This is a genomic window from Pseudomonas entomophila, assembly GCF_029478665.1.
GTDB lineage: Bacteria > Pseudomonadota > Gammaproteobacteria > Pseudomonadales > Pseudomonadaceae > Aquipseudomonas > Aquipseudomonas entomophila_F.
In genome coordinates this window covers 139,686-164,410 of sequence record NZ_JARPQB010000004.1, presented here as the reverse complement: position 1 = coordinate 164,410, position 24,725 = coordinate 139,686, and the positions used below count along the sequence as shown (strand labels likewise).

General features: G+C 63.1%; 20 protein-coding genes and 6 tRNA genes. 17 read left to right on the top strand and 9 right to left on the bottom strand.

Annotation, left to right across the window (positions count from 1 at the left end; translation table 11 throughout):
• Window positions 1-33: 33 nt before the first annotated feature.
• The 5 genes from astA to astE are packed head-to-tail and all read left to right on the top strand — an operon-like array spanning window position 34 to window position 5,223.
• Complete coding sequence (gene astA / locus P5705_RS03415; protein WP_240064333.1) at window positions 34-1,062, top strand: arginine N-succinyltransferase; 1,029 nt, start codon at window positions 34-36, stop codon at window positions 1,060-1,062.
• On the top strand, window positions 1,063-2,526 hold the full coding sequence (gene astD / locus P5705_RS03410) for a succinylglutamate-semialdehyde dehydrogenase (protein WP_277459565.1): 1,464 nt from the start codon (window positions 1,063-1,065) through the stop codon (window positions 2,524-2,526).
• Window positions 2,527-2,549: 23 nt separating this feature from the next.
• The gene (astB, locus tag P5705_RS03405) at window positions 2,550-3,899 is read left to right on the top strand and encodes an N-succinylarginine dihydrolase (protein WP_277459564.1); all 1,350 of its coding nucleotides are present in this window, start codon (window positions 2,550-2,552) and stop codon (window positions 3,897-3,899) included.
• Window positions 3,900-3,914: 15 nt separating this feature from the next.
• A complete protein-coding gene (locus P5705_RS03400; protein WP_011534960.1) occupies window positions 3,915-4,205 on the top strand; it encodes a hypothetical protein in 291 nt (96 codons plus the stop codon).
• Between the two features lie 10 nt (window positions 4,206-4,215).
• Window positions 4,216-5,223: a succinylglutamate desuccinylase gene (gene astE, locus P5705_RS03395; protein ID WP_277459563.1), complete on the top strand. Its 1,008-nt coding sequence runs from the start codon at window positions 4,216-4,218 to the stop codon at window positions 5,221-5,223.
• A 15-nt stretch (window positions 5,224-5,238) separates the two neighbouring features.
• Here the strand turns inward: astE and P5705_RS03390 are convergent, their stop codons facing one another.
• On the bottom strand, window positions 5,239-6,414 hold the full coding sequence (locus P5705_RS03390) for a M91 family zinc metallopeptidase (protein WP_277459562.1): 1,176 nt from the start codon (window positions 6,412-6,414) through the stop codon (window positions 5,239-5,241).
• Between the two features lie 239 nt (window positions 6,415-6,653).
• Here P5705_RS03390 and alaS point away from each other — a divergent pair, with 239 nt between their 5' ends.
• From alaS to mgtE, 9 genes are all read left to right on the top strand, one after another.
• Entirely contained in the window at window positions 6,654-9,278 is a 2,625-nt protein-coding gene (gene alaS, locus P5705_RS03385) for an alanine--tRNA ligase (protein WP_277459561.1), read from the top strand.
• A gap of 83 nt (window positions 9,279-9,361) precedes the next feature.
• Window positions 9,362-10,597: an aspartate kinase gene (locus P5705_RS03380; RefSeq protein WP_011534958.1), complete on the top strand. Its 1,236-nt coding sequence runs from the start codon at window positions 9,362-9,364 to the stop codon at window positions 10,595-10,597.
• A 168-nt stretch (window positions 10,598-10,765) separates the two neighbouring features.
• On the top strand, window positions 10,766-10,954 hold the full coding sequence (gene csrA, locus P5705_RS03375; protein WP_003254503.1) for a carbon storage regulator CsrA: 189 nt from the start codon (window positions 10,766-10,768) through the stop codon (window positions 10,952-10,954).
• 72 nt (window positions 10,955-11,026) lie between these two features.
• Window positions 11,027-11,117: transfer RNA gene (locus P5705_RS03370), tRNA-Ser, on the top strand.
• A gap of 66 nt (window positions 11,118-11,183) precedes the next feature.
• A tRNA-Arg gene (locus tag P5705_RS03365) sits at window positions 11,184-11,260 on the top strand.
• 70 nt (window positions 11,261-11,330) lie between these two features.
• Window positions 11,331-11,407 (top strand) — tRNA-Arg (locus P5705_RS03360).
• Between the two features lie 70 nt (window positions 11,408-11,477).
• Window positions 11,478-11,554 (top strand) — tRNA-Arg (locus P5705_RS03355).
• Window positions 11,555-11,624: 70 nt separating this feature from the next.
• Window positions 11,625-11,701 (top strand) — tRNA-Arg (locus P5705_RS03350).
• Between the two features lie 491 nt (window positions 11,702-12,192).
• The gene (gene mgtE, locus P5705_RS03345; protein ID WP_277459560.1) at window positions 12,193-13,635 is read left to right on the top strand and encodes a magnesium transporter; all 1,443 of its coding nucleotides are present in this window, start codon (window positions 12,193-12,195) and stop codon (window positions 13,633-13,635) included.
• Window positions 13,636-13,807: 172 nt separating this feature from the next.
• Here the strand turns inward: mgtE and P5705_RS03340 are convergent, their stop codons facing one another.
• Complete coding sequence (locus P5705_RS03340) at window positions 13,808-14,134, bottom strand: Arc family DNA-binding protein (protein ID WP_003254499.1); 327 nt, start codon at window positions 14,132-14,134, stop codon at window positions 13,808-13,810.
• A gap of 346 nt (window positions 14,135-14,480) precedes the next feature.
• Between P5705_RS03340 and phnN the strand changes: the two genes are divergently transcribed.
• Together phnN and P5705_RS03330 are read left to right on the top strand one after the other, a co-directional pair.
• Complete coding sequence (gene phnN, locus P5705_RS03335; RefSeq protein WP_277459559.1) at window positions 14,481-15,104, top strand: phosphonate metabolism protein/1,5-bisphosphokinase (PRPP-forming) PhnN; 624 nt, start codon at window positions 14,481-14,483, stop codon at window positions 15,102-15,104.
• A 74-nt stretch (window positions 15,105-15,178) separates the two neighbouring features.
• Window positions 15,179-15,255 (top strand) — tRNA-Arg (locus tag P5705_RS03330).
• 82 nt (window positions 15,256-15,337) lie between these two features.
• Here P5705_RS03330 and glyA read toward each other — a convergent pair.
• The 5 genes from glyA to P5705_RS03305 form a co-directional block, all read right to left on the bottom strand.
• The gene (gene glyA / locus P5705_RS03325; protein ID WP_277459558.1) at window positions 15,338-16,570 is read right to left on the bottom strand and encodes a serine hydroxymethyltransferase; all 1,233 of its coding nucleotides are present in this window, start codon (window positions 16,568-16,570) and stop codon (window positions 15,338-15,340) included.
• A 10-nt stretch (window positions 16,571-16,580) separates the two neighbouring features.
• A complete protein-coding gene (gene thrC / locus P5705_RS03320; RefSeq protein ID WP_277459557.1) occupies window positions 16,581-17,825 on the bottom strand; it encodes a threonine synthase in 1,245 nt (414 codons plus the stop codon).
• 71 nt (window positions 17,826-17,896) lie between these two features.
• Window positions 17,897-18,334, bottom strand: a complete 438-nt coding sequence (locus P5705_RS03315; protein ID WP_277459556.1) for a Rid family detoxifying hydrolase — start codon at window positions 18,332-18,334, stop codon at window positions 17,897-17,899.
• A gap of 43 nt (window positions 18,335-18,377) precedes the next feature.
• Window positions 18,378-19,550: an NAD(P)/FAD-dependent oxidoreductase gene (locus P5705_RS03310; protein ID WP_277459555.1), complete on the bottom strand. Its 1,173-nt coding sequence runs from the start codon at window positions 19,548-19,550 to the stop codon at window positions 18,378-18,380.
• Window positions 19,547-20,752, bottom strand: a complete 1,206-nt coding sequence (locus tag P5705_RS03305) for a benzoate/H(+) symporter BenE family transporter (RefSeq protein WP_277459553.1) — start codon at window positions 20,750-20,752, stop codon at window positions 19,547-19,549. Before P5705_RS03305 ends, P5705_RS03310 begins: the two co-directional genes overlap by 4 nt.
• A gap of 319 nt (window positions 20,753-21,071) precedes the next feature.
• Here P5705_RS03305 and P5705_RS03300 point away from each other — a divergent pair, with 319 nt between their 5' ends.
• On the top strand, window positions 21,072-22,487 hold the full coding sequence (locus P5705_RS03300; protein ID WP_277459552.1) for a PLP-dependent aminotransferase family protein: 1,416 nt from the start codon (window positions 21,072-21,074) through the stop codon (window positions 22,485-22,487).
• Window positions 22,488-22,526: 39 nt separating this feature from the next.
• Here the strand turns inward: P5705_RS03300 and P5705_RS03295 are convergent, their stop codons facing one another.
• Together P5705_RS03295 and lpdA are read right to left on the bottom strand one after the other, a co-directional pair.
• Window positions 22,527-23,096, bottom strand: a complete 570-nt coding sequence (locus P5705_RS03295) for a hypothetical protein (protein ID WP_277459551.1) — start codon at window positions 23,094-23,096, stop codon at window positions 22,527-22,529.
• Window positions 23,097-23,343: 247 nt separating this feature from the next.
• A complete protein-coding gene (gene lpdA, locus P5705_RS03290) occupies window positions 23,344-24,723 on the bottom strand; it encodes a dihydrolipoyl dehydrogenase (RefSeq protein ID WP_277459550.1) in 1,380 nt (459 codons plus the stop codon).
• Between the last annotated feature and the right edge of the window lie 2 nt (window positions 24,724-24,725).

Sequence of the window (24,725 nt, the reverse complement as noted above, 5' to 3'; positions counted from 1 at the left end):
CGGCGGGCACAGACCGCCGCACAAGGAGATAGCATGATCGTTCGTCCTGTACGCAGCAGCGATTTACCCGCGCTGATCGAGTTGGCCCGCAGCACTGGCACCACCGGGCTGACCACGCTTCCCGCCAACGAGGAACGCCTCGGCCAGCGTGTCGGCTGGGCCGAGAAAAGCTTCCGTGGCGAAGCCGAGCGTGGTGACACCGACTACCTGTTCGTGCTGGAGAACGACGAGGGCCTGGTGGTCGGCATCAGTGCCATCGCCGGTGCCGTCGGCCTGCGTGAGCCCTGGTACAACTACCGGGTCGGTCTGACCGTCAGCGCCTCGCAGGAGCTGAACATCTACCGCGAGATTCCCACGCTGTTCCTGGCCAACGACCTGACCGGCAATTCCGAGCTGTGCTCGTTGTTCCTGCGCGGTGATCACCGCACGGGCCTCAACGGCCGTTTGCTGTCGAAAGCGCGCATGCTGTTCATCGCCGAGTTCCCCGAACTGTTCGGCAACAAGATCATCGCCGAAATGCGCGGCATGTCCGACGAGCAGGGCCGTTCGCCGTTCTGGGAAAGCCTGGGGCGGCACTTCTTCAAGATGGAGTTCAGCCAGGCCGACTACCTCACCGGCGTGGGCAACAAATCGTTCATCGCCGAGCTGATGCCCAGGTTCCCGCTGTACACCTGCTTCCTGTCGCAAGCGGCGCGTGATGTGATCGGCCGCGTACACACCGACACCGAGCCTGCGTTGGCCATGCTCAAGCGCGAAGGCTTCAATTACCAGGGCTACGTCGACATCTTCGACGCAGGCCCGGCCATCGAGTGCGAGACCTCGAAGATCCGCGCCGTGCGCGACAGCGAGACCCTGGTGCTGGCCGTGGGCACGCCGGGCGACGACGCCACCCCCTACATCATCCATAACCGCAAGCGCGAAGACTGCCGTATTACCGCGGCGCCCGCACGTCTGGCGGCCGGTACCCTGGTGGTCGACCCGCAGACCGCCAAGCGCCTGCGCCTGGGGGCTGGCGACAATGTGCGCGCGGTACCGCTGTCCGCAGGCCGGGAGGCTCAATAAATGACCACGCATTACATCGCAGGCCAGTGGCTGGCCGGCCAGGGCGAAGCCCTGCAATCGCTCAATCCCGTCAGCCAGGCGGTGATCTGGGCAGGGCAGGGCGCCGATGTCGCCCAGGTCGAGGCTGCCGTTCAGGCTGCCCGCCAGGCGTTCCCCGCCTGGGCATCGCTGAGCCTGGAAGCGCGTGTCAGTGTGCTGGAGGCCTTTGCCGACAAGCTCAAGGCCCGCGCCGATGAGCTGGCACGTTGCATCGGCGAAGAAACCGGCAAGCCTCTGTGGGAGTCGGCCACCGAAGTGACCAGCATGGTCAACAAAGTCGCGATTTCGGTGCAGAGCTACCGTGAGCGCACTGGCGAGAAGAGCGGCCCGCTGGCGGATGCTACCGCCGTGCTGCGACACAAGCCCCATGGCGTGGTCGCGGTGTTCGGCCCGTACAACTTCCCCGGCCACCTGCCCAACGGACACATTGTTCCGGCGCTGCTGGCAGGCAACTGCGTAGTTTTCAAACCTAGCGAGCTGACACCAAAGGTCGCTGAGCTGACGGTCAAGTGCTGGGTCGAAGCCGGCCTGCCGGCCGGTGTGCTCAATCTGGTTCAAGGCGCCCGCGAAACCGGCGTGGCGTTGGCCGCCAACCCAGGCATCGATGGCTTGTTCTTCACCGGCTCCAGCCGCACCGGCAACCTGCTGCACCAGCAGTTCGCCGGTCGTCCGGACAAGATCCTCGCCCTGGAAATGGGCGGTAACAATCCGCTGGTGGTCGACGAGGTCAAGGACCTGGACGCCGCGGTCTACACCATCATCCAGTCGGCCTTCATCTCCGCCGGCCAGCGCTGCACCTGTGCCCGCCGCTTGCTGGTGCCGCAGGGCGCGTGGGGTGATGCGCTCATCCAACGCCTGGTTGACGTCAGCCGCGGCATCAGTGTCGGTGCATTCGACCAGCAGCCCGCGCCGTTCATGGGCTCGGTGATCTCGCTGCAAGCTGCCCAAGCGCTTTTGGCCGCCCAGGCCCAGCTGATCAGCCAGGGTGCCGTGGCGCTGCTGGAAATGACCCAGCCGCAAGCCGGGGCCGCCTTGCTCACGCCAGGCATCATCGATGTCACCACTGTGGCTGGGCGCCCTGACGAAGAATTCTTCGGCCCGTTGCTGCAGGTGATTCGCTACGCCGACTTCGACGCGGCGATCGAGGAAGCCAACAACACCCAGTACGGCCTGGCCGCCGGCCTGCTGTCGGACTCCAACGCCCGCTATCAGCACTTCTGGTTGCGCAGCCGCGCCGGCATCGTCAACTGGAACAAACAGCTGACCGGTGCCGCCAGCAGCGCGCCGTTCGGTGGCGTCGGCGCCAGTGGCAACCACCGCGCCAGCGCCTACTACGCGGCGGACTACTGCGCCTACCCCGTGGCTTCGCTGGAGACCGCGAGCCTTGCACTGCCGGCGACCCTGACGCCGGGCGTCACCCTATAACAACAGGTCTCGGAGCCTTGCCGATGAAATCCTTTGAAGTGAATTTTGATGGCCTGGTGGGGCCGACCCACAACTACGGCGGCCTGTCGTACGGCAACGTGGCCTCGCAGAGCAACAGCCAGCAGGGGTCGAACCCGCGCGAAGCCGCGCGTCAGGGTCTGGCGAAGATGAAGGCGCTGATGGAAATGGGCTTCAAGCAGGGCGTGCTGGCCCCGCAGGAGCGCCCGGATGTCGCTGCGTTGCGTCGCCTGGGTTTCACCGGCAGCGATGCCGAAGTGATCCAGCGTGCCGCGAAAGAGGCCATGCCGCTGCTGGTTGCCAGTTGCTCGGCGTCGAGCATGTGGGTGGCCAACGCCGCCACCGTCAGCCCGAGTGCCGACACGGCCGACGGTCGTGTGCATTTCACCGCCGCCAACCTCAACTGCAAGTACCATCGCAGCATCGAGCACCCGACCACCAGCCGCGTGCTCGGTGCCATGTTCAGCGATGACAAGGTCTTCGCCCACCATGAAGCGCTGCCAGCCGTGGCGCAGTTCGGTGACGAAGGCGCGGCCAACCACACCCGCTTCTGCCGCGCCTACGGCGAGGCCGGCGTCGAATTCTTCGTCTATGGCCGCAGTGCCTTCGACAGCCGCTATCCCGCGCCGCAGAAATATCCGGCGCGCCAGACCCTGGAAGCCTCGCAGGCTGTCGCTCGCCTGCACGGGCTGAGCGATGGTGGTGTGGTCTACGCTCAACAGAACCCGGCGGTGATCGACCAGGGCGTGTTCCACAACGATGTGATCTCGGTGGGCAACGGCGAGGTGCTGTTCTACCACGAGGACGCCTTCCTCGAGACCGACGCGGTGCTCGGCCAGTTGCAGGCTAAACTGGCCAGCAAAGGCGGCAACTTCCAGGGCATCTGCGTGCCACGCGCAGCGGTGACGGTGGAGGACGCAGTTCGTTCCTACCTGTTCAACAGCCAGCTGCTCAGTCGCGAAGACGGTTCGATGCTGCTGGTGGTGCCAGAAGAGTGCCGCAACAACGAGCGTGTCTGGGCCTACCTGGGCCAGCTGACCAGCCAGGGCGGCCCGGTCAAGGAGGTCAAGGTGTTCGACCTCAAGCAGAGCATGCAGAACGGCGGCGGCCCGGCTTGCCTGCGCCTGCGTGTGGCATTGAAGGAAAACGAACTGGCAGCGGTCAATCCAGGCGTTATCATGACCGCCTCGCTGTACGACACCCTGGTGCAGTGGGTCGACAAGCACTACCGCGATCGCCTCGGCGAAGCGGACCTGGCTGACCCGCAGTTGCTGGTGGAATGCCGCGCAGCCCTGGATGAGCTGACCCAGATTCTCAAGCTGGGCTCGGTCTATCCGTTCCAACGCCAACCTTGATAGAGAGAAATTGCAATGTCCGACGCCCTGCGCCTGATCCTGGAAGATGAAGACGGCACCCAGCTGGAAACCTCCTGCACCCGCTTTGCCGTGGTCTGGCAAGGCAAGGAAGTGTGGATCCAGCAGGATGGTCGCGGCCAACTGCTGATTGGCGTCGATGTCGAGGAAGACGATACCGAGTACGCCAACCTGCTGCTGCGCCCGATGGCCACCAACCTGGTCAGCCTGCAGCTGGAAATGGAGCCGGCCGACGTTGCCGGTGACGACGACCATGTCCATGGCCCGGACTGCGGCCACCACCACTAAGGAAGCGCCTATGCTTGCCCTTGGCAAACTGCTTGAGCTGACCCTGACCGGTCACGAACCGGCCGAGAAGACCCAAGTGACCACCGGGGGCGTGCGTCTGCGCTGGCTGGGGGAGGGCGCGCTGGAAGTGCGCCCGCCCGAAAAGGATGATTGCGAGCGCGACCTGCTGCTGTCGGCGGGTATCCATGGCAATGAGACGGCGCCGATCGAACTGCTCGAGCGGTTGCTGCACGGTATTGCCAACGGCAAGATCGAGCCCCGTGCGCGGGTGCTGTTCCTGTTCGGCAACCCGGCGGCGATCCGCAAGGGCGAGCGCTTCATCGAGCAGGACATCAATCGCCTGTTCAATGGTCGCCACGAACTCTCCAGTGGCTTCGAGGCATTGCGCGCCGCGGAGCTCGAACAGTTCGCCCGGGTATTCTTCAGCAAGCCCGAGCGCACCCGCCTGCACTACGACCTGCATACCGCCATTCGCGGGTCGAGGATCGAGCAGTTCGCGCTTTATCCGTACAAGGAAGGTCGCAAGCACTCCCGCCGCGAGTTGGCTCGCCTGGCTGCGGCCGGAATGGAGGCGGTATTGCTGCAGAGCAAGTCGTCGATCACCTTCAGTGCTTTCACCTACGAGCAGCTGGATGCCGAAGCCTTCACTCTGGAGCTGGGCAAAGCTCGTCCGTTCGGGCAGAACGACGAGGTCAATCTCGACAAGCTCGAGAACCGTCTGATCCAGCTGATCGAAGATTCCGAGCCGAACACCGAGCAGTCCCTGGATGGGCTCAAACTGTTCAGCGTCGCGCGCGAGATCATCAAGCACAGCGACAGCTTCCACCTGCACCTGCCGGCGGACATCGAAAACTTCTCCGAGTTGAGCAAGGGCTATCTGCTCGCCGAAGACCTGGCCGAGACGCGCTGGGTGGTCGAGGAGGAGGGGGCGCGGATCATTTTCCCCAACCCCAAGGTCAAGAATGGCCTTAGGGCGGGGATTCTGGTGGTGCCCAATGATGGGCGTCAGCTGGTGTGAGTGATCGATGGCCCGTCAGTAGGTATTGCGCCGTGGCAGGCCGAGCTCGTGGCGCAAAGCGTTTTCGTTGAAGGGATCGGGGTTGGTATTGGTCGGCGGGGTATTGGGATCGCCATCGAAATCGAAGCTATCCGCCGTTGGTAATCCTGTGACCTGGTTTTCATGGTCTGGCAAGACCGTGCCATTGGCATGGTTCCAGGCGTGGCAGAGTTCGTGAAACAGGATTACTGCAGCGGGTGTGTTGGATTTTTGCGTGAGGGGGTTGAAGCCGATGCTGCCGGCCTGTTGCCTGTCACCTGCTTGAGCGATGCCGCGAACGGAGGGGACGAGGTGGACGTCGTAGGGCTCATAGTAGGCATTGTCCAGCGAACCGATCTCCTTGATGGTGATTTGGGCGCCGCTGACATCGAGGCTCGTCAGTAGCCTGTTGCCGGCCTTGGTTGTGGCCAGCAGCGCGAGTAGATCGCTCACGCGGTTGTGATAGGTGATATCGCCATCGATACTGATCGCCTGGTAGCCGGCATGCGCGCCCGCAGTGGGAAAGGCGACGCCACCACTGATTGCGATGATCTGGGAATCCGCGTTGCTGTAGACCTGGTCGCCACCCACCTTGCAGGTGATGCGGTTTCTGCCGCTCGGCGCGCTGATGATCGAGGCGCCGTGGCTTTCGAGGATGTCATCCCCTTCGCCTGCGAACAGGCTGGCTTGAGAGGTGTTGGCCCGCATCACGTCGTTACCGCTGCCGCCGTACAGTGTTGCGATACCGGAGCCTGACACTTCCATGTAGTCGTTGCCCGCACCAGCATCGACGACAATATTGCCATTTGTGCCTGTATTGCCGTGAATTACATCGTTGCCAGCACCGGTTTGTATCGCGATTACGCTGTCGCTTTCCGCGCTGAGCTCTAGTGTGTCATCGCCGTCACCCGTGCGCACCTGCACGTCCTCCCGCTTGTCCAGGGTAATGAAGTAGTAGGCGGCCGGCATGCTCAGGGATACACCGTCCACACCGCGATGAATGTTCAGCTTGACGCTGGACGCCTTGAGCGTAATCAATACGCACGGGCTGGCCGCGATCGGTGGCGATGGCAGTGTTTCCACGCTGAGGATCGCGTCCTCATAGGGAATGGCGCGGGTGGTGTGAATGGCATCAGCAGCCGTGCCGATCTTGATTCTGTCAGTGCTGGGCATGTGTGCTCCATCTTCAGTTAAATGGTGTGGCCATTCTCGGAGCGCAGGCGCGTGCACAGACACTACATAAATCTATCCCGCGCGAGGGCACGGACACCGGAAATGAAGGTCATTTCATCCCGGATTGATGGTTTCCTCTTATAAACCCACTGCATCCGTCGCTCAGGCTGGATATAATGGCGCCCTTTGCCGTCGTTTCGTCGATTCGACGTGTGGCCGCCGTTTCCGTGGAAGAACCTATGAAAAGCGCAGAAATCCGTGAAGCCTTCCTCCGCTTCTTCGAAGAGCAGGGGCATACTCGTGTCGCCTCCAGCTCCCTGATTCCGGGCAATGACCCGACCTTGTTGTTCACCAACGCCGGCATGAACCAGTTCAAGGACTGCTTCCTCGGCCAGGAAAAGCGCGGCTACACCCGCGCCGTGAGCAGCCAGAAGTGCGTGCGTGCCGGTGGCAAGCACAACGATCTGGAAAACGTCGGCTACACCGCCCGTCACCACACCTTCTTCGAGATGCTGGGCAACTTCAGCTTCGGCGACTATTTCAAGCGCGACGCCATCACCTTTGCCTGGACCTTCCTCACTTCCGAGAAGTGGCTGAACCTGCCGAAAGAGAAGCTGTGGGTCACCGTCTATGCCAGCGACGACGAAGCCTACGACATCTGGACCCAGGAAGTCGGCGTGCCGGCCGAGCGCATGGTGCGCATCGGTGACAACAAGGGCGCCCCGTACGCCTCCGACAATTTCTGGACCATGGGCGACACCGGCCCATGTGGCCCATGCACCGAGATCTTCTACGACCACGGCGCCGACATCTGGGGCGGCCCACCCGGCTCGCCGGAAGAAGACGGTGACCGCTACATCGAGATCTGGAACAACGTCTTCATGCAGTTCAACCGCACCGCCGACGGCGTCCTGCACCCGCTGCCTGCGCCGTCGGTGGACACCGGCATGGGCCTGGAGCGCATCAGTGCGGTGATGCAGCACGTGCACTCGAACTACGAGATCGACCTGTTCCAGAGCCTGCTGGCCGCCGCCGCCCAAGCCATCGGTTGCAGCAACGACGAACAGCCATCCCTGAAAGTGGTTGCCGACCACATCCGTTCCTGCGGCTTCCTGATCGCCGACGGCGTGCTGCCCTCGAACGAAGGCCGTGGCTATGTGCTGCGTCGCATCATTCGCCGCGCCTGCCGTCATGGCAACAAACTGGGTGCCAAGGGCAGCTTCTTCCACAAGATCGTCGCCGCGCTGGTCACGGAGATGGGCGAAGCCTTCCCTGAGCTGAAAGGCCAGCAGGCGCACATCGAGCGTGTACTCAAGACTGAAGAAGAGCAGTTCGCCAAGACACTCGAGCAAGGCCTGCGCATCCTCGAGCAAGACCTGGCCCAGCTCCAGGGCAAGGTCGTGCCGGGCGACGTGGTGTTCAAGTTGTACGACACCTATGGCTTCCCCATGGACCTGACCGCCGACATCGCCCGCGAGCGCGAGCTGACCATCGACGAAGCCGGCTTCGAGCGCGAAATGGAAGCCCAGCGTGAGCGTGCTCGCTCCGCCAGCGCCTTCGGCATGGACTACAACAGCCTGGTCAAGGTCGACACCGCCACCGACTTCCTCGGCTATGACGCTACCGAAGGCCAGGGCAAGGTCATCGCCCTGTACAAGGGCGGCCAGGCCGTCGAGCAACTGGCAGAAGGCGAGGAGGGCGTGGTTGTTCTTGATCGCACCCCGTTCTACGCCGAGTCCGGCGGCCAGGTGGGTGACTCCGGCTACCTGCAGGCTGGCGCCGCGCGCTTCGATGTGCGTGACACCACCAAGACCGGTGGCGCATTCCTGCACCACGGCGTGATCGCCAGCGGCATGCTGACTGTCGGCGCCACGGTTGATGCCCGCGTCGATGCAGACGTGCAGCACGCCACCTCGCTGAACCACTCCGCCACCCACCTGCTGCACGAAGCGCTGCGTCAGGTGCTGGGCGAGCATGTGCAGCAGAAAGGCTCGCTGGTCGACAGCCAGCGCCTGCGTTTCGACTTCAGTCACTTCGAGGCGGTCAAGCCAGAGCAGATCAAGGCCCTGGAAGACATCGTCAACCGCGAAGTGCGTCGCAACACCGAGGTGAAGACCGAGCTGACCGATATCGAAACCGCCAAGGCCAAGGGCGCTATGGCGTTGTTCGGTGAGAAGTATGGCGACACCGTGCGTGTGCTGAGCATGGGCGGTGACTTCTCCGTCGAGCTGTGCGGTGGCATCCATGCCAAGCGCACCGGCGACATCAGCCTGTTCAAGATCATCAGCGAAGGCGGCGTGGCCTCTGGCGTGCGCCGTATCGAAGCGATCACCGGCGCCGCCGCGCTGGCCTACCTGAACGCTGCCGAAGAGCAGGTCAAGGAAGCCGCGCAGCTGGTCAAGGGCAATCGCGACAACCTGATCGACAAGCTGTCGGCTGTGCTTGAGCGCAACCGCCAGCTGGAAAAGCAGCTCGAGCAGCTGCAGGCCAAGGCCGCCAGCGCCGCCGGGGACGATCTCTCCAATGCGGCTGTTGAGGTCAAGGGTGCCAAGGTTCTCGCCGCCCGCCTGGATGGGCAGGACGGCAAGGCCCTGCTGGCGCTCGTCGATCAACTGAAGAACAAGCTCGGCCACGCAGTGATCCTGCTGGGCAGCGAGCATGAGGGCAAGGTCGTGCTGGTGGCTGGCGTGACCAAGGACCTCTCCGGCCAACTCAAGGCTGGCGACCTGATGAAACAAGCTGCCGCGGTGGTAGGTGGCAAGGGTGGTGGTCGCCCGGACATGGCCCAGGGTGGTGGCGTCGACGTCGCCGCGCTGGACCAGGCCCTGGCCCTCGCCGTGCCGTTCGCCGAGCAGGGACTTTGAGATGAGGGGGCCGGTGGTCTAGTCACCGGCCTCTTCATGTTGGATTGTTTTTTGGGGCCCTTGAGGGCTGAGGCACCTTTGAAATGGCGTTGATCGTACAGAAATTTGGCGGTACCTCTGTCGGTTCCATCGAGCGGATCGAGCAGGTTGCCGACAAGGTCAAGAAATTCCGTGAGCAAGGCACCGACCTGGTGGTTGTGCTGTCGGCCATGAGCGGTGAAACCAATCGCCTGATCGACCTGGCCAAGCAGATCACCGATCAGCCGGAGCCGCGCGAGCTGGACGTGATTGTCTCGACCGGCGAGCAGGTCACCATCGCCCTGTTGTCGATGGCCCTGATGAAGCGCGGCGTGCCGGCGGTGTCCTACACCGGCAACCAGGTGCGCATCCTCACCGACAGCGCGCACAACAAGGCGCGTATCCTGCAGATCGACGACCAGAAGATCCGCGCCGACCTCAAGGCCGGGCGTGTCGTGGTGGTTGCTGGTTTCCAGGGCGTCGATGAGCACGGCAACATCACCACCCTCGGCCGTGGCGGTTCCGACACCACCGGCGTGGCGCTGGCGGCGGCCCTGAAGGCCGACGAATGCCAGATCTACACCGATGTCGATGGTGTCTACACCACCGACCCGCGTGTCGTGCCCCAGGCCCAGCGCCTGGAGAAGATCACCTTCGAGGAGATGCTGGAAATGGCCAGCCTCGGCTCCAAGGTGCTGCAGATCCGCTCGGTGGAGTTCGCCGGCAAGTACAACGTCCCGCTGCGCGTGCTGCACAGCTTCAAGGAGGGTCCGGGTACCCTCATTACCATCGATGAAGAGGAATCCATGGAACAGCCGATCATTTCCGGTATCGCCTTCAACCGTGATGAGGCCAAGCTGACCATTCGTGGCGTCCCGGACACGCCGGGCGTCGCCTTCAAGATCCTCGGCCCGATCAGCGCCGCGAACATCGAAGTGGACATGATCGTGCAGAACGTCTCGCACGATAACACCACCGACTTCACCTTCACCGTGCACCGCAACGAGTACGAGAAGGCGCTGGCCGTGCTGGAGAACACCGCCCGTGAAATCGGTGCGCGTGAAGTGATCGGCGACACCAAGATTGCCAAGGTGTCGATCGTCGGTGTCGGCATGCGCTCCCACGCGGGCGTTGCCAGCCGCATGTTCGAGGCCCTGGCCAAGGAGAGCATCAATATCCAGATGATCTCCACCTCCGAGATCAAGGTCTCGGTGGTGATCGAAGAGAAGTACCTGGAGCTGGCTGTTCGCGCGCTGCACACGGCGTTCGAACTCGACGCTCCTGCCCGACAGGGCGAGTAAGGCGCTGCCTGGAGGGGCGCGGCTTGCCGCGCCCTTCGCGTTTCTGCCCGCTGGTGGTGTCCCTGTCCAGGCGCTGCTGGCAGTTGTCCCGGGCCCCACGCCGTCGTCCCCGGCCAGGCCCTGTAAACAAAGACTGTTGTCCCTGAAGATTCAAGTGAGGAGAAAACTATGCTGATTCTGACTCGTCGGTGCGCCGAGAGCCTGATCATTGGTGACGGTGAGATCACCGTGACGGTCCTGGGTGTCAAAGGCAACCAGGTGCGTATTGGCGTTAGCGCGCCTAAAGAAGTGGCTGTTCACCGCGAGGAAATCTACCTGCGGATCAAGAAAGAGAAGGACGAGGAGCCAAGCCTTTAATTTTTTTGAAGTTTTTTTCAAAAAAAGGGTTGCAAACGAGGAAGGGTGTGTTTAATATTCGCCTCGTGTTGCGGTGAGGTGGCCGAGTGGCCGAAGGCGCTCCCCTGCTAAGGGAGTATACCTCATAAGGGTATCGGGGGTTCGAATCCCCCCTTCACCGCCATTATTCGCTCGGGGCGCTTTAAACGGATGTAAATGTTTAAGCGACCTGAAATGCGCAGCAAGACACGGACTCATAGCTCAGCTGGATAGAGTACTCGGCTACGAACCGAGCGGTCGGAGGTTCGAATCCTCCTGAGTCCGCCACTTTTGAAGTGGCTTTGCTTACAAGGCTGCTTCAATCAACCAGTGGTAACCTGGTCTAAAACTACCCCACGGACTCATAGCTCAGCTGGATAGAGTACTCGGCTACGAACCGAGCGGTCGGAGGTTCGAATCCTCCTGAGTCCGCCATTTTTGAAATGGCTTTGCTTGCAAGGCTGCTTCAATCCACCAGTGGTAACCTGGTCTAAAACTACCCCACGGACTCATAGCTCAGCTGGATAGAGTACTCGGCTACGAACCGAGCGGTCGGAGGTTCGAATCCTCCTGAGTCCGCCACTTTTGAAGTGGCTTTGCTTGCAAGGCTGTTTCAACCCACCAGTGGTAACCTGGTCTAAAACTACCCCACGGACTCATAGCTCAGCTGGATAGAGTACTCGGCTACGAACCGAGCGGTCGGAGGTTCGAATCCTCCTGAGTCCGCCATACATCAAGAAGCCCGCTCATTCGAGCGGGCTTTTTGTTTTTCTGGCGCACTGAATTGTCGCTGATGTGCATCTACGCTTTTCAGTGGGTCTCGCGATCTGCGTAGGAGCCGGCCTTGCCGGCGAACACCGGCGCAGCCGGTGCCCAGCCATCGTGTCGCCTGGTTCGCCAGCAAGGCTGGCTCCTACAGGTCGAGGTCAGTCGCGAATTGTTCGGGGCACTGAATGCGATGTGCTTTTTCCGTCCGACCCACCGTCGCACTGTTGGCTTCGAGCGTTGTCACAGCTTTGGCTCGCAAACGATTGTTCTGGCCAAAAATTTAAGCGATCCGACAGCTTACACAGTGTATGATTGCGCCCGTCAGCCCCGCCGGGGCTTGTGGAATCCCACCATGGACTTACCCAGTAGTTACTCGCTAACAAGATTCATACAGAAAGATCTGATCGATTGATTCTCCCGGCGTGCTCCGCTGCTGGGAGTGGAGTTCGCCTATGACCGAAGTCGAAGTAAAGAAAGCCCAAGAGAGCCTGCAGGACCGCCTGGCCCAGGTGATCGAACTGCTGCAGCGCCAGCGGGTGGTCGAGGACCTGACGCACCGTCAGGAAGGTCACCACCACGACCTGGTGGAAAACCTCGTCCACCGCCAGAACCTCGTCGAATTGCAGCGCAAGCTCGATGACCTGCACCCCGCCGACATTGCCTACATTCTCGAAGCGCTACCGCTGGAAGATCGCCTGACGGTCTGGCAGTTGGTGCGCTCCGACCGTGACGGCGACATCCTCCTCGAAGTATCCGATGCCGTTCGCCAGACCCTGATTGCCGACATGGACGATCACGAGCTGCTGGCCGCCGCCAAGGAGATGGACGCCGACGAGCTGGCTGACCTTGCGCCCGAGCTGCCACGTGACGTCGTTCACGAGCTGATGGAAAGCCTCGATGCCCAGCAGCGCGAGCGCGTGCGTTCGGCCCTGAGCTACGACGAGGAGCAGGTCGGTGCGTTGATGGACTTCGAGATGGTCACCATCCGCGAAGATGTCAGCCTCGAAGTGGTGCTGCGCTACTTGCGTCGGCTCAAGGAGCTGCCGGGGCACACCGACAAACTGTTCGTGGTGGATTATGACGGCAAGCTCAAGGGTGTGCTGCCGATCAAGCGGCTGCTGGTCAACGACCCGGACAAGAAAGTCGCGGAGGTCATGGCCAATGACCCTGTGGTCTTCCACCCTGAGGAAGATGCCTACGACGCCGCCCTGGCTTTCGAGCGTTATGACCTGGTTTCCGCTCCGGTGGTGGACAAAAGCGAGCGACTGATCGGTCGTCTGACCATCGACGAGATGGTTGACCTGATCCGTGAAGAAAGCGAGAGCGAAGTGCTCAACATGGCGGGTCTGCGCGAAGAGGAAGATATCTTCGCGTCCGTCTGGCGTTCGCTGCGTAACCGCTGGGCCTGGTTGGCCATCAACCTGATCACGGCATTCGTGGCCTCGCGGGTGATCGGGCTGTTCGAGGGTTCGATCGAAAAACTCGTGGCACTGGCGGCGTTGATGCCGATCGTTGCCGGTATCGGCGGCAACTCGGGTAACCAGACCATCACCATGATCGTGCGGGCGATGGCGCTCGACCAGGTTTCGCCGGGCAATACCAGCCGCCTGATGCGCAAGGAGCTCGCGGTTTCGCTGCTCAATGGCCTGATCTGGGGTGGGGTGATCGGTATCGTGGCCTTCTGGCTGTATGGCAGTTGGTCGCTGGGCTTGGTGATGACGGCCGCCATGACCCTGAACCTGCTGCTTGCGGCCTTGATGGGCGTGCTGATCCCGATGACCCTGACACGTCTGGGGCGTGACCCGGCCATGGGGTCGAGCGTGATGATCACCGCCGTGACCGACAGTGGTGGGTTCTTCATCTTCCTGGGGTTGGCGACGCTGTTCCTGCTGTAGGGGCGGCTTTAGCCGCGATGCAGGTGCCGCGGTGTCTGCCACCCGCTTTGCGGGTGATCGCGGCTGAAGCCGCTCCTACAGAGATCGCGCCAAATCAATGGGGCATGGATTGCACCGCACACAAAAAAGCCAGCTTGCGCTGGCTTTTTTGTGTGCGGCTGGAAGATCGCTGTCAGGACGCGTCGGCGGCCATTTCCACATCGTGAGCGATGAGGGCGACCAGCGCGTTTTGCTGGCGATGAGAAAGTTGGCGGAAGCGCTGCAGCAGTTCGCGTTCGTGCAGGCTGAGCTCTGGGCTGTCCAGGCGCATGCTCAGCTCGTCACCCAGCGCACCTTCCTGGATAAGGCTCTGCTCCAGGCGTGCGATGATTTCGGAGTTCATGCTGCGGTGGTGGTTGCGCGCTACCTCGGCAATGCGCTCACGCATACCGTCTGGCAGGCGGACGACGAACTTGTCAGCGGTGCGGCTCGAATAGATAGCCTGTTTCATTGGGCGCATATAAATTGACCGGTTGTTCTGGTTCAGGGGAAGCGGTTCTCAAATTGGCCGCACGGTGGAAGTACGACCGCGGCGACGACAAAATGTTCAACCGTGATGTGATTTTGGGTCTTCATCTTGCCTCATGGTCGCCGTTTCCTTGGCGTCAATTCTGTGACAAATAGTGATCCGGATAAAGGCTTTTTGCCAGTACCAATTATCAGAAATGAGCACTGGTTTGAAAAGTTTTACATCCATCGAATCGCCAAGGTGTCAGACCTTTGTCGTCAAAATCTGGTAACTGGCAACAAAGGTCAGGGAAAAAGCCTAGAATGCGCGGGTTCCCCTCACATTGAGCATAGTGGCTATGCAATATGACGCAAGCGGTACACTGCCCTCAAGGGGGCGCTTGATCTTCCTGATAGGACCGTCCGGCTCTGGGAAAGATTCCCTGATCGATGCGGCACGCGAGCAACTGCTTACGCAAGGTGTAGAAATTGCCCGGCGTGTCATAACCCGCTCGGCCGAGGCGAAAGGTGAGGCCGCTGTCGGTGTGAGCGCGGAACGCTTTGAAACGATGCGCGAGGCCGGTGAATTTGCCCTGTCGTGGCAGGCCAATGGGCTTTCTTATGGCATTCCGATCCAGGTGGATGACTGGCTTGACCAGGGGCTGTCGGTGTTGGTCAATGGCTCGCGGGGTTACCTGGTGCAAGCGCGTGAGCGTTATCCCGACTTGCTGGCGGTGGGGCTGGCTGTTTCGCCGCAGGTACTGCGTGAGCGGCTCCTGGCCCGTGGCCGGGAAAGCCACGAGGAGATCGAACAGCGGTTGGCACGCAGCGCGGGTATGCAGGCGTATGATGCTTCAGTCCATGTGCTGGACAATTCGGCTTCTTTATCCAGTGCCGTCGACGCGTTGCTGAGGTTGCTGGAGGAACACGGCGCGCTCGGCCAATTGCCTGAGAAAAATCTGACGTGCAAATTGCCCGATTGAGGCATGACAAATGGCGACATGCTGGTTAACATGCTCGCCGTCTCTGCCGCGCAGCGTCCGTTGCCGGCTTCAGGGTCTCAGTAGCTCAATTGGATAGAGCATCCCCCTCCTAAGGGGAAGGTTGCAGGTTCAAATCCTGCCTGGGACACCATCCGATTCATCCATACCTCTTCAACGATACAACCGACCCCTGGCCGTTTGTGCCACGGCGCGGAGTCGGCTGCCGTCGGATTTCAGCGATACACGGGATACGCCTCGCACAGCCGGTCCACCTGACGGCATACCTCGCTGTGCACTTCGGTGTCGTCCGGCGCATGCAGCAGGTCGGCGATCAGTTGTGCAAGCAACCTGGCCTGTTCGAGCCCCATGCCTCGGGTGGTGATCGCCGGGGTGCCGATGCGGATGCCGCTGGTGATCGTCGGCGGCTGTGGGTCGTTGGGGATGGCGTTCTTGTTGAGGGTGATGCGCGCACTTTCCAGCAGTGCCTCGGTGGCCTTGCCGTTGAGCCCCAGGGGTTGCAGGTCGACCAGGAACATATGGCTGTCGGTACCGCCGGAGACGATACGCAGGCCACGCTCGGTGAGCACTTGTGCCATGCCCCTGGCATTCTCGATCACTTGTGCCTGATAGCGGCGGAAGTCTTCCGTATCGGCTTCATGGAAAGCCACGGCCTTGGCGGCGATCGCATGCATCAGCGGGCCACCCTGGTACATCGGGAAGATCGCCTTGTCGAGCGCGGCGGCATGCGCCTGGCGGGCCAGGATCAACCCGCCACGGGGGCCGCGCAGGGTCTTGTGGGTGGTGGAGGTGACGATGTCGGCGTAGGGCACTGGCGAAGGGTAGAGCCCGGCGGCGACCAGGCCGGCGTAGTGGGCCATGTCGACCATCAGGTAGGCACCGACTTCGTCACACAGGGCGCGGAAGCGAGCAAAGTCGATATGTCGCGCATAGGCCGACGCGCCGGCGATGATCAATTTCGGACGGTGCGTGCGGGCAAGGCGCTCGAGTTGTTCGTAGTCGAGGGTTTCGCTCTCGGGGTTGACGCCGTAGGTCACGGCGTTGAACCACTTGCCGGAGAAGTTCACCTTGGCCCCATGGGTGAGGTGGCCGCCGTCGGCCAGGGCCATGCCGAGCAGGGTGTCTCCCGGTTGCAGCAGTGCCAGCATCGCCGCCTGGTTGGCCTGCGAGCCTGAGTGGGGTTGGACGTTGGCGTACTCGGCGCCGAACAGCGCGCAGGCACGCTCGATGGCCAGCGACTCGATCTCGTCGACCACCTGGCAGCCGCCGTAGTAGCGCCGGCCGGGATAGCCTTCGGCATATTTGTTGGTCAGCACCGAGCCTTGGGCCTCGAGTACTGCGCGGCTTACGTAGTTTTCCGAGGCGATCAGCTCGATGTGGATTTCCTGGCGGAAGCGTTCGCGGGAAATCAGTCGGGCAATGTTGGCGTCACAGGTTTCCAGGTTCATGGCGTTCCCTTCAGGAGGCAATGGCGGTTGCCGGCGCCTGCCGGGCAGCCGCAGAGGAGGCGGTATGGGTGGAGGGTAGGTAGATCGAGGTGTCCTTCAGGCCGCTGCCGGTAATCAGCAGCACGGCGCTTTCGCGGCTGCCGGGGTGTTGTTCGGCGTACTGCAGCAGGCCGGCATAACTACTGGCGGCGCCGGCCTCGGGGAAGATCCCGGTGCGTGCCGCCAGGCGAGAGGCGGCCTGGACGATTGCGCTGTCGTCGACACAGAGGAATGCACCTTCGCTGTCGTGTACCGCGCGCAATGCCTTGAGGCGGTCGCGGGGGAAGGCGACGTTGATGCTGCTCGCCAGGCTTGTCGGTGGGCGTTTCTCTACCTGGTCGAGGGGGGTGCCGCTGGACCAGGCGCGGTACATGAAGCTGCTGTCCCGGGCTTGCACCCCCATCAGCCTCGGCATGCGTTCGATCCAGCCAAGCTTGAGCAGATCCAGGAAGCCTTTGTGCACCGCGCCGAGGATGCAGCCGTTGCCGACCGGTACGAAGACCAGGTCGGGCACTTGCCAGCCCAGTTGCTCGCAAATTTCGAAGGCGACAGTCTTCTTGCCCTCGGTCATGTACGAGTTGATGCCGGTGGTGCGGTTGTACCAGCCATTGCTTTCGCAGGCGTTGCGGCATTGTTCGAAGGCTTCGTCGTAGGCGCCGTCGACCAGGATCACCTCGGCGCCATAGCCGATCATCTGGGCCAGTTTTTCCCGCGGGGTGGTGCGGGGGATGAAGATCACATTGCGCAGGCCGCGCTCAGCGCTCATGCCGGCGAGGGCGGACGCGGCGTTGCCAGTGCTCGCCACCGCCACGGTGCTGGCACCGCTTTCCAGGGCCAGGGCTACTGCCAGGGCGCTGGCGCGGTCCTTCAGCGAGCCGGTGGGCTGGCGTGATTCGTCCTTGACCCAGACTTTCATGCGCGAGTCGGTCTCGAGCAGACCGGGCCGTTCGTACAGCGGGGTGCTGCCGACCAGCAACCGTGGCACATAGCGCTCGCTGCCCAGTGGCAGCAGCGCGCGGTAACGCCACATGCCCAGCCCGGCCTGGGCGGCCAGCCCGTCGCGGTCGCACTCCCGGCGCACAGTGGCGTAGTCGTAGAGGGTGTCGAGGGCACCATCGGTGCGGCAATGAGGGCAGAAGTATTCGACCTGGTAGGGTGCGTAGCGGGTGCCGCAGGTGATGCATTGCAAAACGAAGGGCCTGCAAAGACGGTCCATTGCGTGTCCTCGCGCAGAAAAATGAGAAGGAGGAGGCGGCGCCGCCAACATGACGGCGCCGCAGGCGCAGGTCAGCGCGGTGGCAGTGCCATGATTGCGTCGATCGCCACCAGGGTGCCGCGGGCCAGGGCGCTGGCACCGGCGGTGGTGCGGGCCGGGTAGGGCTTGCTGAAGTAGGCTTCCATCACCCGGTTGAGGGTGGGGAACTCGCTGAGGTCGGTGATGAAGGCGGTGACCTTGACCACATTGGCCAGGCTGCCGCCGCTGGCCTCGGTCATGGCCTTGAGATTGTCCAGGGTCTGGCGCAGCTGGCCTTCGAAGTCCTTGGCCAGTACTTCGTTGGAGCTGGGCTCGACCGGTGTCTGCGCTGAGAGGTACACGGTGTCGCCGACGCGGATGGCCTGGGAGTAGGTGCCCAGGGGGAAGGGCGCCTGGTCGGTATAGATGACGTTGTCGTCGGTGAGGAACGGCTGGGTTTGGCTGGCCTTGGCGTGGGCGGTGCTTTGCATGGTGTTCACTCCTTGTGATGGCATTTGTTTTTGTGCGGGTGGATCAGTGCAATTGGGCGACCTCGGTCACGCGGCGCGTGGCGAAGGTCGGGGTGCGGCAGCGCTCGGGGGACAACGGCGCGTAGTCGAGGCCGCGTGCGGCGAGGTCTGCCGGCATCGGCAGGCCCAGCGCGCTGTGGCAGCACAGGCGCGACAGCGCCGGTGCGGTCTGGATGCCATAGCCGCCGAGGGCGGCGAGCCAGACAAATGCGGGTTGTTGCGGGTCGGCACCGACCACGGGGGTGCGGTCGGCGACGAAATTGCGCAAGCCGGCCCAGCGGTTGACGATGCGCTTGGGGCGCAATTGGGTGGCTTGTTCCAGGCGATCAAGGGTGATGGCCAGGTCCAGTTCCTCGGGCTGCGCGTCGCAGGGCGCGGAGGGCGTCTCGTCACAGGGGGAGACGATCAGGCGGCCGGCCTCGGGTTTGATGAAGATGTCTTCGTCGAGGGTGCCCAGGTAAGGGGTGTTGTGCACCTCGCAATGGGGGTCGACGACCAGCACGGTGCGGCGCAGGGCCTGCAGGCCGATCGCTGGCACTTCGCAGCGTTCGGCGCAGGTGTCCGCCCAACTGCCGGCGGCATTGACGATCAGCCGACTGTGCAAGGTGCTGCCATCAGCGCAGAGCAGGCGCCAGACCCCATCCCGGTGCTGGGCACCGAACAGCTCGCAGTCACGGCGGACCTCGCCGCCACGCTGGCGCAGGCCGGTCAGGTAGGCGCCATGGATGGCGTGTACATCGAGGTCGAAGGCACCGGGTTCGTGGATGCCGGCGCTCCAGCGCCCAGGGGCCAGATAAGGTGCCAGTGCCATCACTTGCTCGGCATCCGCCCAGCGTGCGTCGGGCACATGCTGGCGTACCGCCTCGAAGCGATGGCGCAACTGCGCCTCGCGCTCGTGGGTGGCGACGATCAGTGCGCCGCGAGGTGACCACAACGGTGTGCTCGCCAGTCCGGCCGGTGGTGCCTCGAAGAAACCTCGGGAAGCGCAGGTCAGCGCACGGATGTGCTGATTACCGTAGCTTTCCATGGAGATGGCCGCCGATCGCCCGGTGGTGTGGTAGGCCAGTTGGCGTTCACGTTCGAGCAGGCAGACACGGCCATGTTCGGCCAGTTGGTAGGCTACCGAGACACCGGCGATACCACCCCCGATGACAACGAAATCGAAGCTCTGGCTCATGATGCGCGCGCCTCCTGGTGTTGGCTGGCCTTGCTCGGGCGGCTATAGCCCAGGGCGAAGTGGGCGACGAGGCCGAAGATCAGCCCCCAGAAGGCGGCGGCGAGGCCGAGGAAGCTCATCCCCGATGCGGTGACCAGGAAGGTGATCAGGGCCGGTTCGCGCTGTTTCTCGTCGGCCATTGCACCGGCGAGGCCGGTGGCGATGGCGCCGAACAGGGCGAGGCCGGCGAGGGCGGCGATCAGCTCCTTGGGCAGCGCGGAGAACACCGAGGCCAGGGTTGCGCCGAAGGTGCCCATCAGCAGGTAGAAGGCGCCGCAGGCGATCCCGGCGATATAGCGCTTGTCCGGGTTTTCGTGGGCTTCACGGCCGGTGCAGATGGCCGCGGTGATCGCTGCCAGGTTGACGCCATGGCAAGCGAAGGGCGCCATCAGCAACGAGCCAATGGCGGTGACCGAGACGATCGGCCGGGCCGGGGTCTGGTAGCCGGAGGTGCGCAGCACGGCAATCCCGGGTACCGACTGGCCGGTAAGCGACACCAGGGCCAGCGGCAGCCCGATGTTGACGATGGCGTGCCAGTTCCACTCCGGAGCTGTCCAGACCGGCACGGTCATTTCCAGCACCAGCGCCTGGGTGTTCAGTTGGCCCAGCCCGGCGGCCAGCGCACAGCCGACGATCAGCACCGACAGGATCGCGTAGCGTGGCGAAAGGCGCTTGAACACCAGATAGGCCACCAGCATCGACAGTACCAGCAGCGGCTGGACGCGAATCGAGCTGAACAACTCGGCGCCGAAGCGGAACAGGATACCGGCCAGCATGGCGGCGGCGATGGCCTTGGGCAGGCGGTTCATCAGGCGGTCGAAGGCGCCGCTCAACGCGACCACGGTAATCAGCAGCGAAGTGACGATATAGGCGCCGACTGCCTGTGCCAGGGACACGGTCGGCAGCATCGACACCAGCAGGGCGGCACCCGGGGTCGACCAGGCGGTGATCACCGGTACCCGCAGTTTCCAGCTCAGCAGCAGGCCGGTCAGGCCGCTGCCGATGGAAATCGCCCAGATCCACGAAGCGGTGACCTCGTTGCTCAACTGCGCCTGGTGGGCGGCCTGGAACACGATGATCAAGGGGCCGGCGTAGGAGATGATCACCGCGATGAGGCCGGCGACCAGCGCTGAGAGTGAAAAGTCCTTTCTGATGGTGTCCATGGTGCGTCCGGATTGATGGGTCAGGGATGATTGATTCGATTGAGTCGAATGCGATTGACTCTATATCGATGCATTGATTTGTTTCAATAGGTTCAATGTGAAAATCGCTACACAAAATGCCGAACCGCCGGACAGGATTGGCCCTGAATCACGTTAACTCATTGAAATTGCTTGGCTAAATTTGAGCGTTGAGCAGGCTTTAAATGTGCTCTTGTGAGCCGCTTCACACACGTTGGATACAATTTGAATCGCTTAATGGATCGACTCAAGTCATGTGATATGATCAAAATACAATCATTTACCACTCGGTAGCCGTCTCATGTGGGTTCCTCAGATCAGCGAAAGCAACCAGCCAATGTACCTGTCCATCGCCGATGCGCTGGCCCGGGACATTGCCAGCGGGACGCTCAAGCGTGGGGAGCGCCTGCCAACCCTGCGTGAGCTGGCCGCCGCCCTGGATGTGACCCCCGGCACCATCAGCCGTGCCTACATCGAGGCCTCGCGCCGGGGGCTGGCGCAAGGCGAAGTGGGCCGTGGCACCTACGTGCTCGACCGGATCAGCGACAAGGCCGACGAGCGTTCCGCCGCCAAGCCCGTGCAGCGGCCCTTGTTCACCACGGCAAGTTCGCCACGAGCCGAAGAACTCGACCTGTCGATCATCAAGCCCTACGGCGAGACCTTGCAGTACTGGTTGCGCAACGCGTTGGTCGAACTGGCCAATGCCAGCCACCTCGACCAGGCCCTTGACTACACCCCCGATGGCGGCCATCCCCTGCACCGTGAAGCCGGCGCCCAGTGGCTGCGACACTGGCTGCCGGGTGCGCAGTGGCAGCAGGTGGTCATTACCAGTGGCGCCCAGCACGGCCTGATGGTGGCAATCAGCGCCCTGACCGAAGCCGGCGACCTGGTGCTGTGCGAGTCACTGTGCTATCCGGGCATCATCTCGGTCGCCCATGGGCTTGGCCGGCGCTTGCGTGGTGTTCCCATGGACGAACAGGGCATCATCCCCGAGGCCCTGCGCGAGATCTGCCAGCGCGAGAAACCGGCGATGCTGGTCTGTGTGGCGACCTGCCAGAACCCCACCACCGCGATCATGTCCAACGCCCGGCGGGCGCAGATCGCCGCGCTGGCCGAGGAGTTCGACTTCCTGCTGCTCGACGATGACATCTACGGGTTCCTGGCCACTGACGCCGACACCCGGCCGCTGAGCACCTTCGCCCCGGATCGCTCGATCTACCTCACCAGCCTGTCCAAGTCGGTGCTGCCAGCCCTGCGCATCGGCTACCTGTACAGCCCGCCGAAGCTGCTGTCGCGCTTGACGTCCATGGTGCGCAGCACGGTATGGATGCCTTCTCCGCTGACTGCGCAGCTCGCCAGCCATGTCATCGGCGAAGGCCTCGACAGCCAGTTGATCCGCATGCACCGGGCAGAAGCGGCCGCACGCCAGGCGATTGCCAGCGAGGTGTTCGGTGCGGGCGTGCTGCGCAGCCAACCCCATGGCTACCACGTCTGGCTGAACCTGCCGGAGCAGTGGCGCAGCGACGAGTTCGCCTTGTTGGCCCGGGCCAATGGCGTGATCGTCATGAGCGGCAGCCAGTTCCAGGTGGAGCGCAGCGGGGATCCGCGAGGGGTGAGGGTGGTGCTGATGTCGCCCACCAGCCAGGAGGAATTGCGCTTTGCCCTGACACAGCTGGCCAGCTTGCTCGAGTCGGGCGACCCGAAGCGCTTCTATTGAACGATGTGGCCCGCCTGTCGACGGGCCATGATCGGGCACTCAGAGTTCGGCTGTTTTCAGCTTCTCATCATCCCGTGCGCGGGGTGGGGTAGCGGCCAGTTCGCCGTTCAGGTTGCCCGTAACCTGGGCCCGAAGCGCCTGCTGCTCGAGCTTGGCCTGGGCTTTCTCTTTCACGTCGTCCTGGATGCGTCGGGCGATCTGTTCATCGATCCTCGCCTTCTGTTCCGGGGGCAGCGCGTTGTATTCATCCTCCGTCAGGCCCATCTCCTGGAGGAACTTCTCCTTGATCTTCTCCGCTGGCGACTTGGCCATGTAGTCGCGGAAGTCCTGCACGGCGGTGGATTCCTCCTGCTTGCCGACACTGGCCTGCTGACGCCCGGCACGCTCCGGGTTCTGCAGCATGACCATGAGCTTGGCGAAGGCTTCCTTGCGGTTGTCCTCGGCGTTCTGCTGCGAGGCACTGCCTTGGCTGTTCTGTTGCGCCGTGGTGTTGCCGGTTGCCGCGACCTGAAGCGATGGCATGAAGGCGACCGGCGCCTGTTCGCTGCCGGTGCGGTTCTGGGGTTGCACGGCGGGCTGCCAGCCCAGCCCGGTTGGGGTGATCAGCATGTCTCCTCCTTGGATTGTTCGAAACTGCACGCCGAAAGTGGCAAAAGCTGTGCCAGTGCGTGCGGGTGAGTCAAATAGGCCGTCTGGGCCGCTCCGTCAGTCGGCCGCTGGGAACAGGCTTGCCTTTCAGGGGCACAGGATTGCCGTGAGCGGCAACCATCGGTGATGGGGGCAGGATCGCCGAAAAAAAAATGCCCGCGGCGCCTGACGGCGCGGCGGGCCAAATCGGCCAGGGCCGCTTCAGTGTCTAGATGTGCAGGGCGTGGCCGAGGGCGCGCAGCGCGGCCTCTTGCACGGCTTCGCCCAGGGTTGGGTGGGCGTGGATGGTGCCGGCGATATCTTCCAGGCGCGCGCCCATTTCCAGCGATTGGGCAAAGGCAGTGGACAGCTCCGAAACTGCCACGCCCACAGCTTGCCAACCCAGGATCAAGTGGTTGTCACGGCGGGCCACCACGCGCACGAAACCGCTTTTCGACTCCAGGCTCATGGCCCGGCCGTTGGCGGCGAAGGGGAATTGCGCGACGAGGCAGTCCACACCCTGCTGGCTGGCTTGCTCCGGAGTCTGGCCGACCACCACCACTTCCGGATCGGTGAAGCACACGGCAGCGATGGCGCTGGGTTCGAAACGCCGCGTCTTGCCGGCAATGATCTCGGCGACCATCTCGCCCTGGGCCATGGCCCGGTGCGCCAGCATCGGTTCGCCGGCCACGTCGCCGATGGCCCAGACGTTGCGCATGCTGGTCTGGCAGCGCTCGTCGATGGCGATGGCGGCGCCGTTCATCTTCAGGTCCAGGCCTTCCAGGCCGAAGCCTTTGGTGCGTGGGCGGCGGCCCACGGCCACCAGGACCTGGTCGGCCTCCAGGCGCAGTTGCCCGCCCTGGCCATCGCTGGCCAGCAGGCAGCCATCGGTATACCCCTCGACGCTGTGCCCCAGGTACAGCGCAATACCAAGCTTCTTGATCGAGTCTGCCACCGGCGCGGTGAGTTCGGCGTCGTAGGTCGGCAGGATGCGCTCGCGCGCCTCCACCACGCTGACCTTGGCGCCGAGCTTGCGGTAGGCGATGCCCAGCTCCAGGCCGATGTAGCCGCCGCCGACCACCACCAGATGCTGGGGCAGTGCCTTGGGGGCCAGGGCCTCGGTGGACGAGATGATCGGCCCGCCGATCGGCAGCATCGGCAGTTCGACGCTGCTGGAACCTGTGGCCAGCAGCAGGTGTTCGCACTGGATGCGCTGGCCATCGACTTCGACGCTCTTGCCGTCGAGGATCTTCGCCCAGCCATGGATCACCTTCACACCGTGTTTCTTCAACAGGGCGGCGACACCGCTGGTGAGGCGGTCGACGATGCCGTCCTTCCACTCAACGCTGCGGGTGATGTCCAGGCGTGGCGAGGCCACGCTGATACCCAGCGGCGACGGTTCGGTGAAGCGGTTGGCCTGGTGGAACTGTTCGGCCACATGGATCAGCGCCTTGGAGGGGATGCAGCCGATGTTCAGGCAGGTGCCGCCCAGCGCCTGGCCTTCGACCAGCACCGTGGGGATGCCCAGTTGCCCGGCGCGGATGGCGGCCACGTAGCCGCCGGGGCCGCCGCCGATGATCAGCAGGGTGGTGTTGATAATCGGTTGCATGA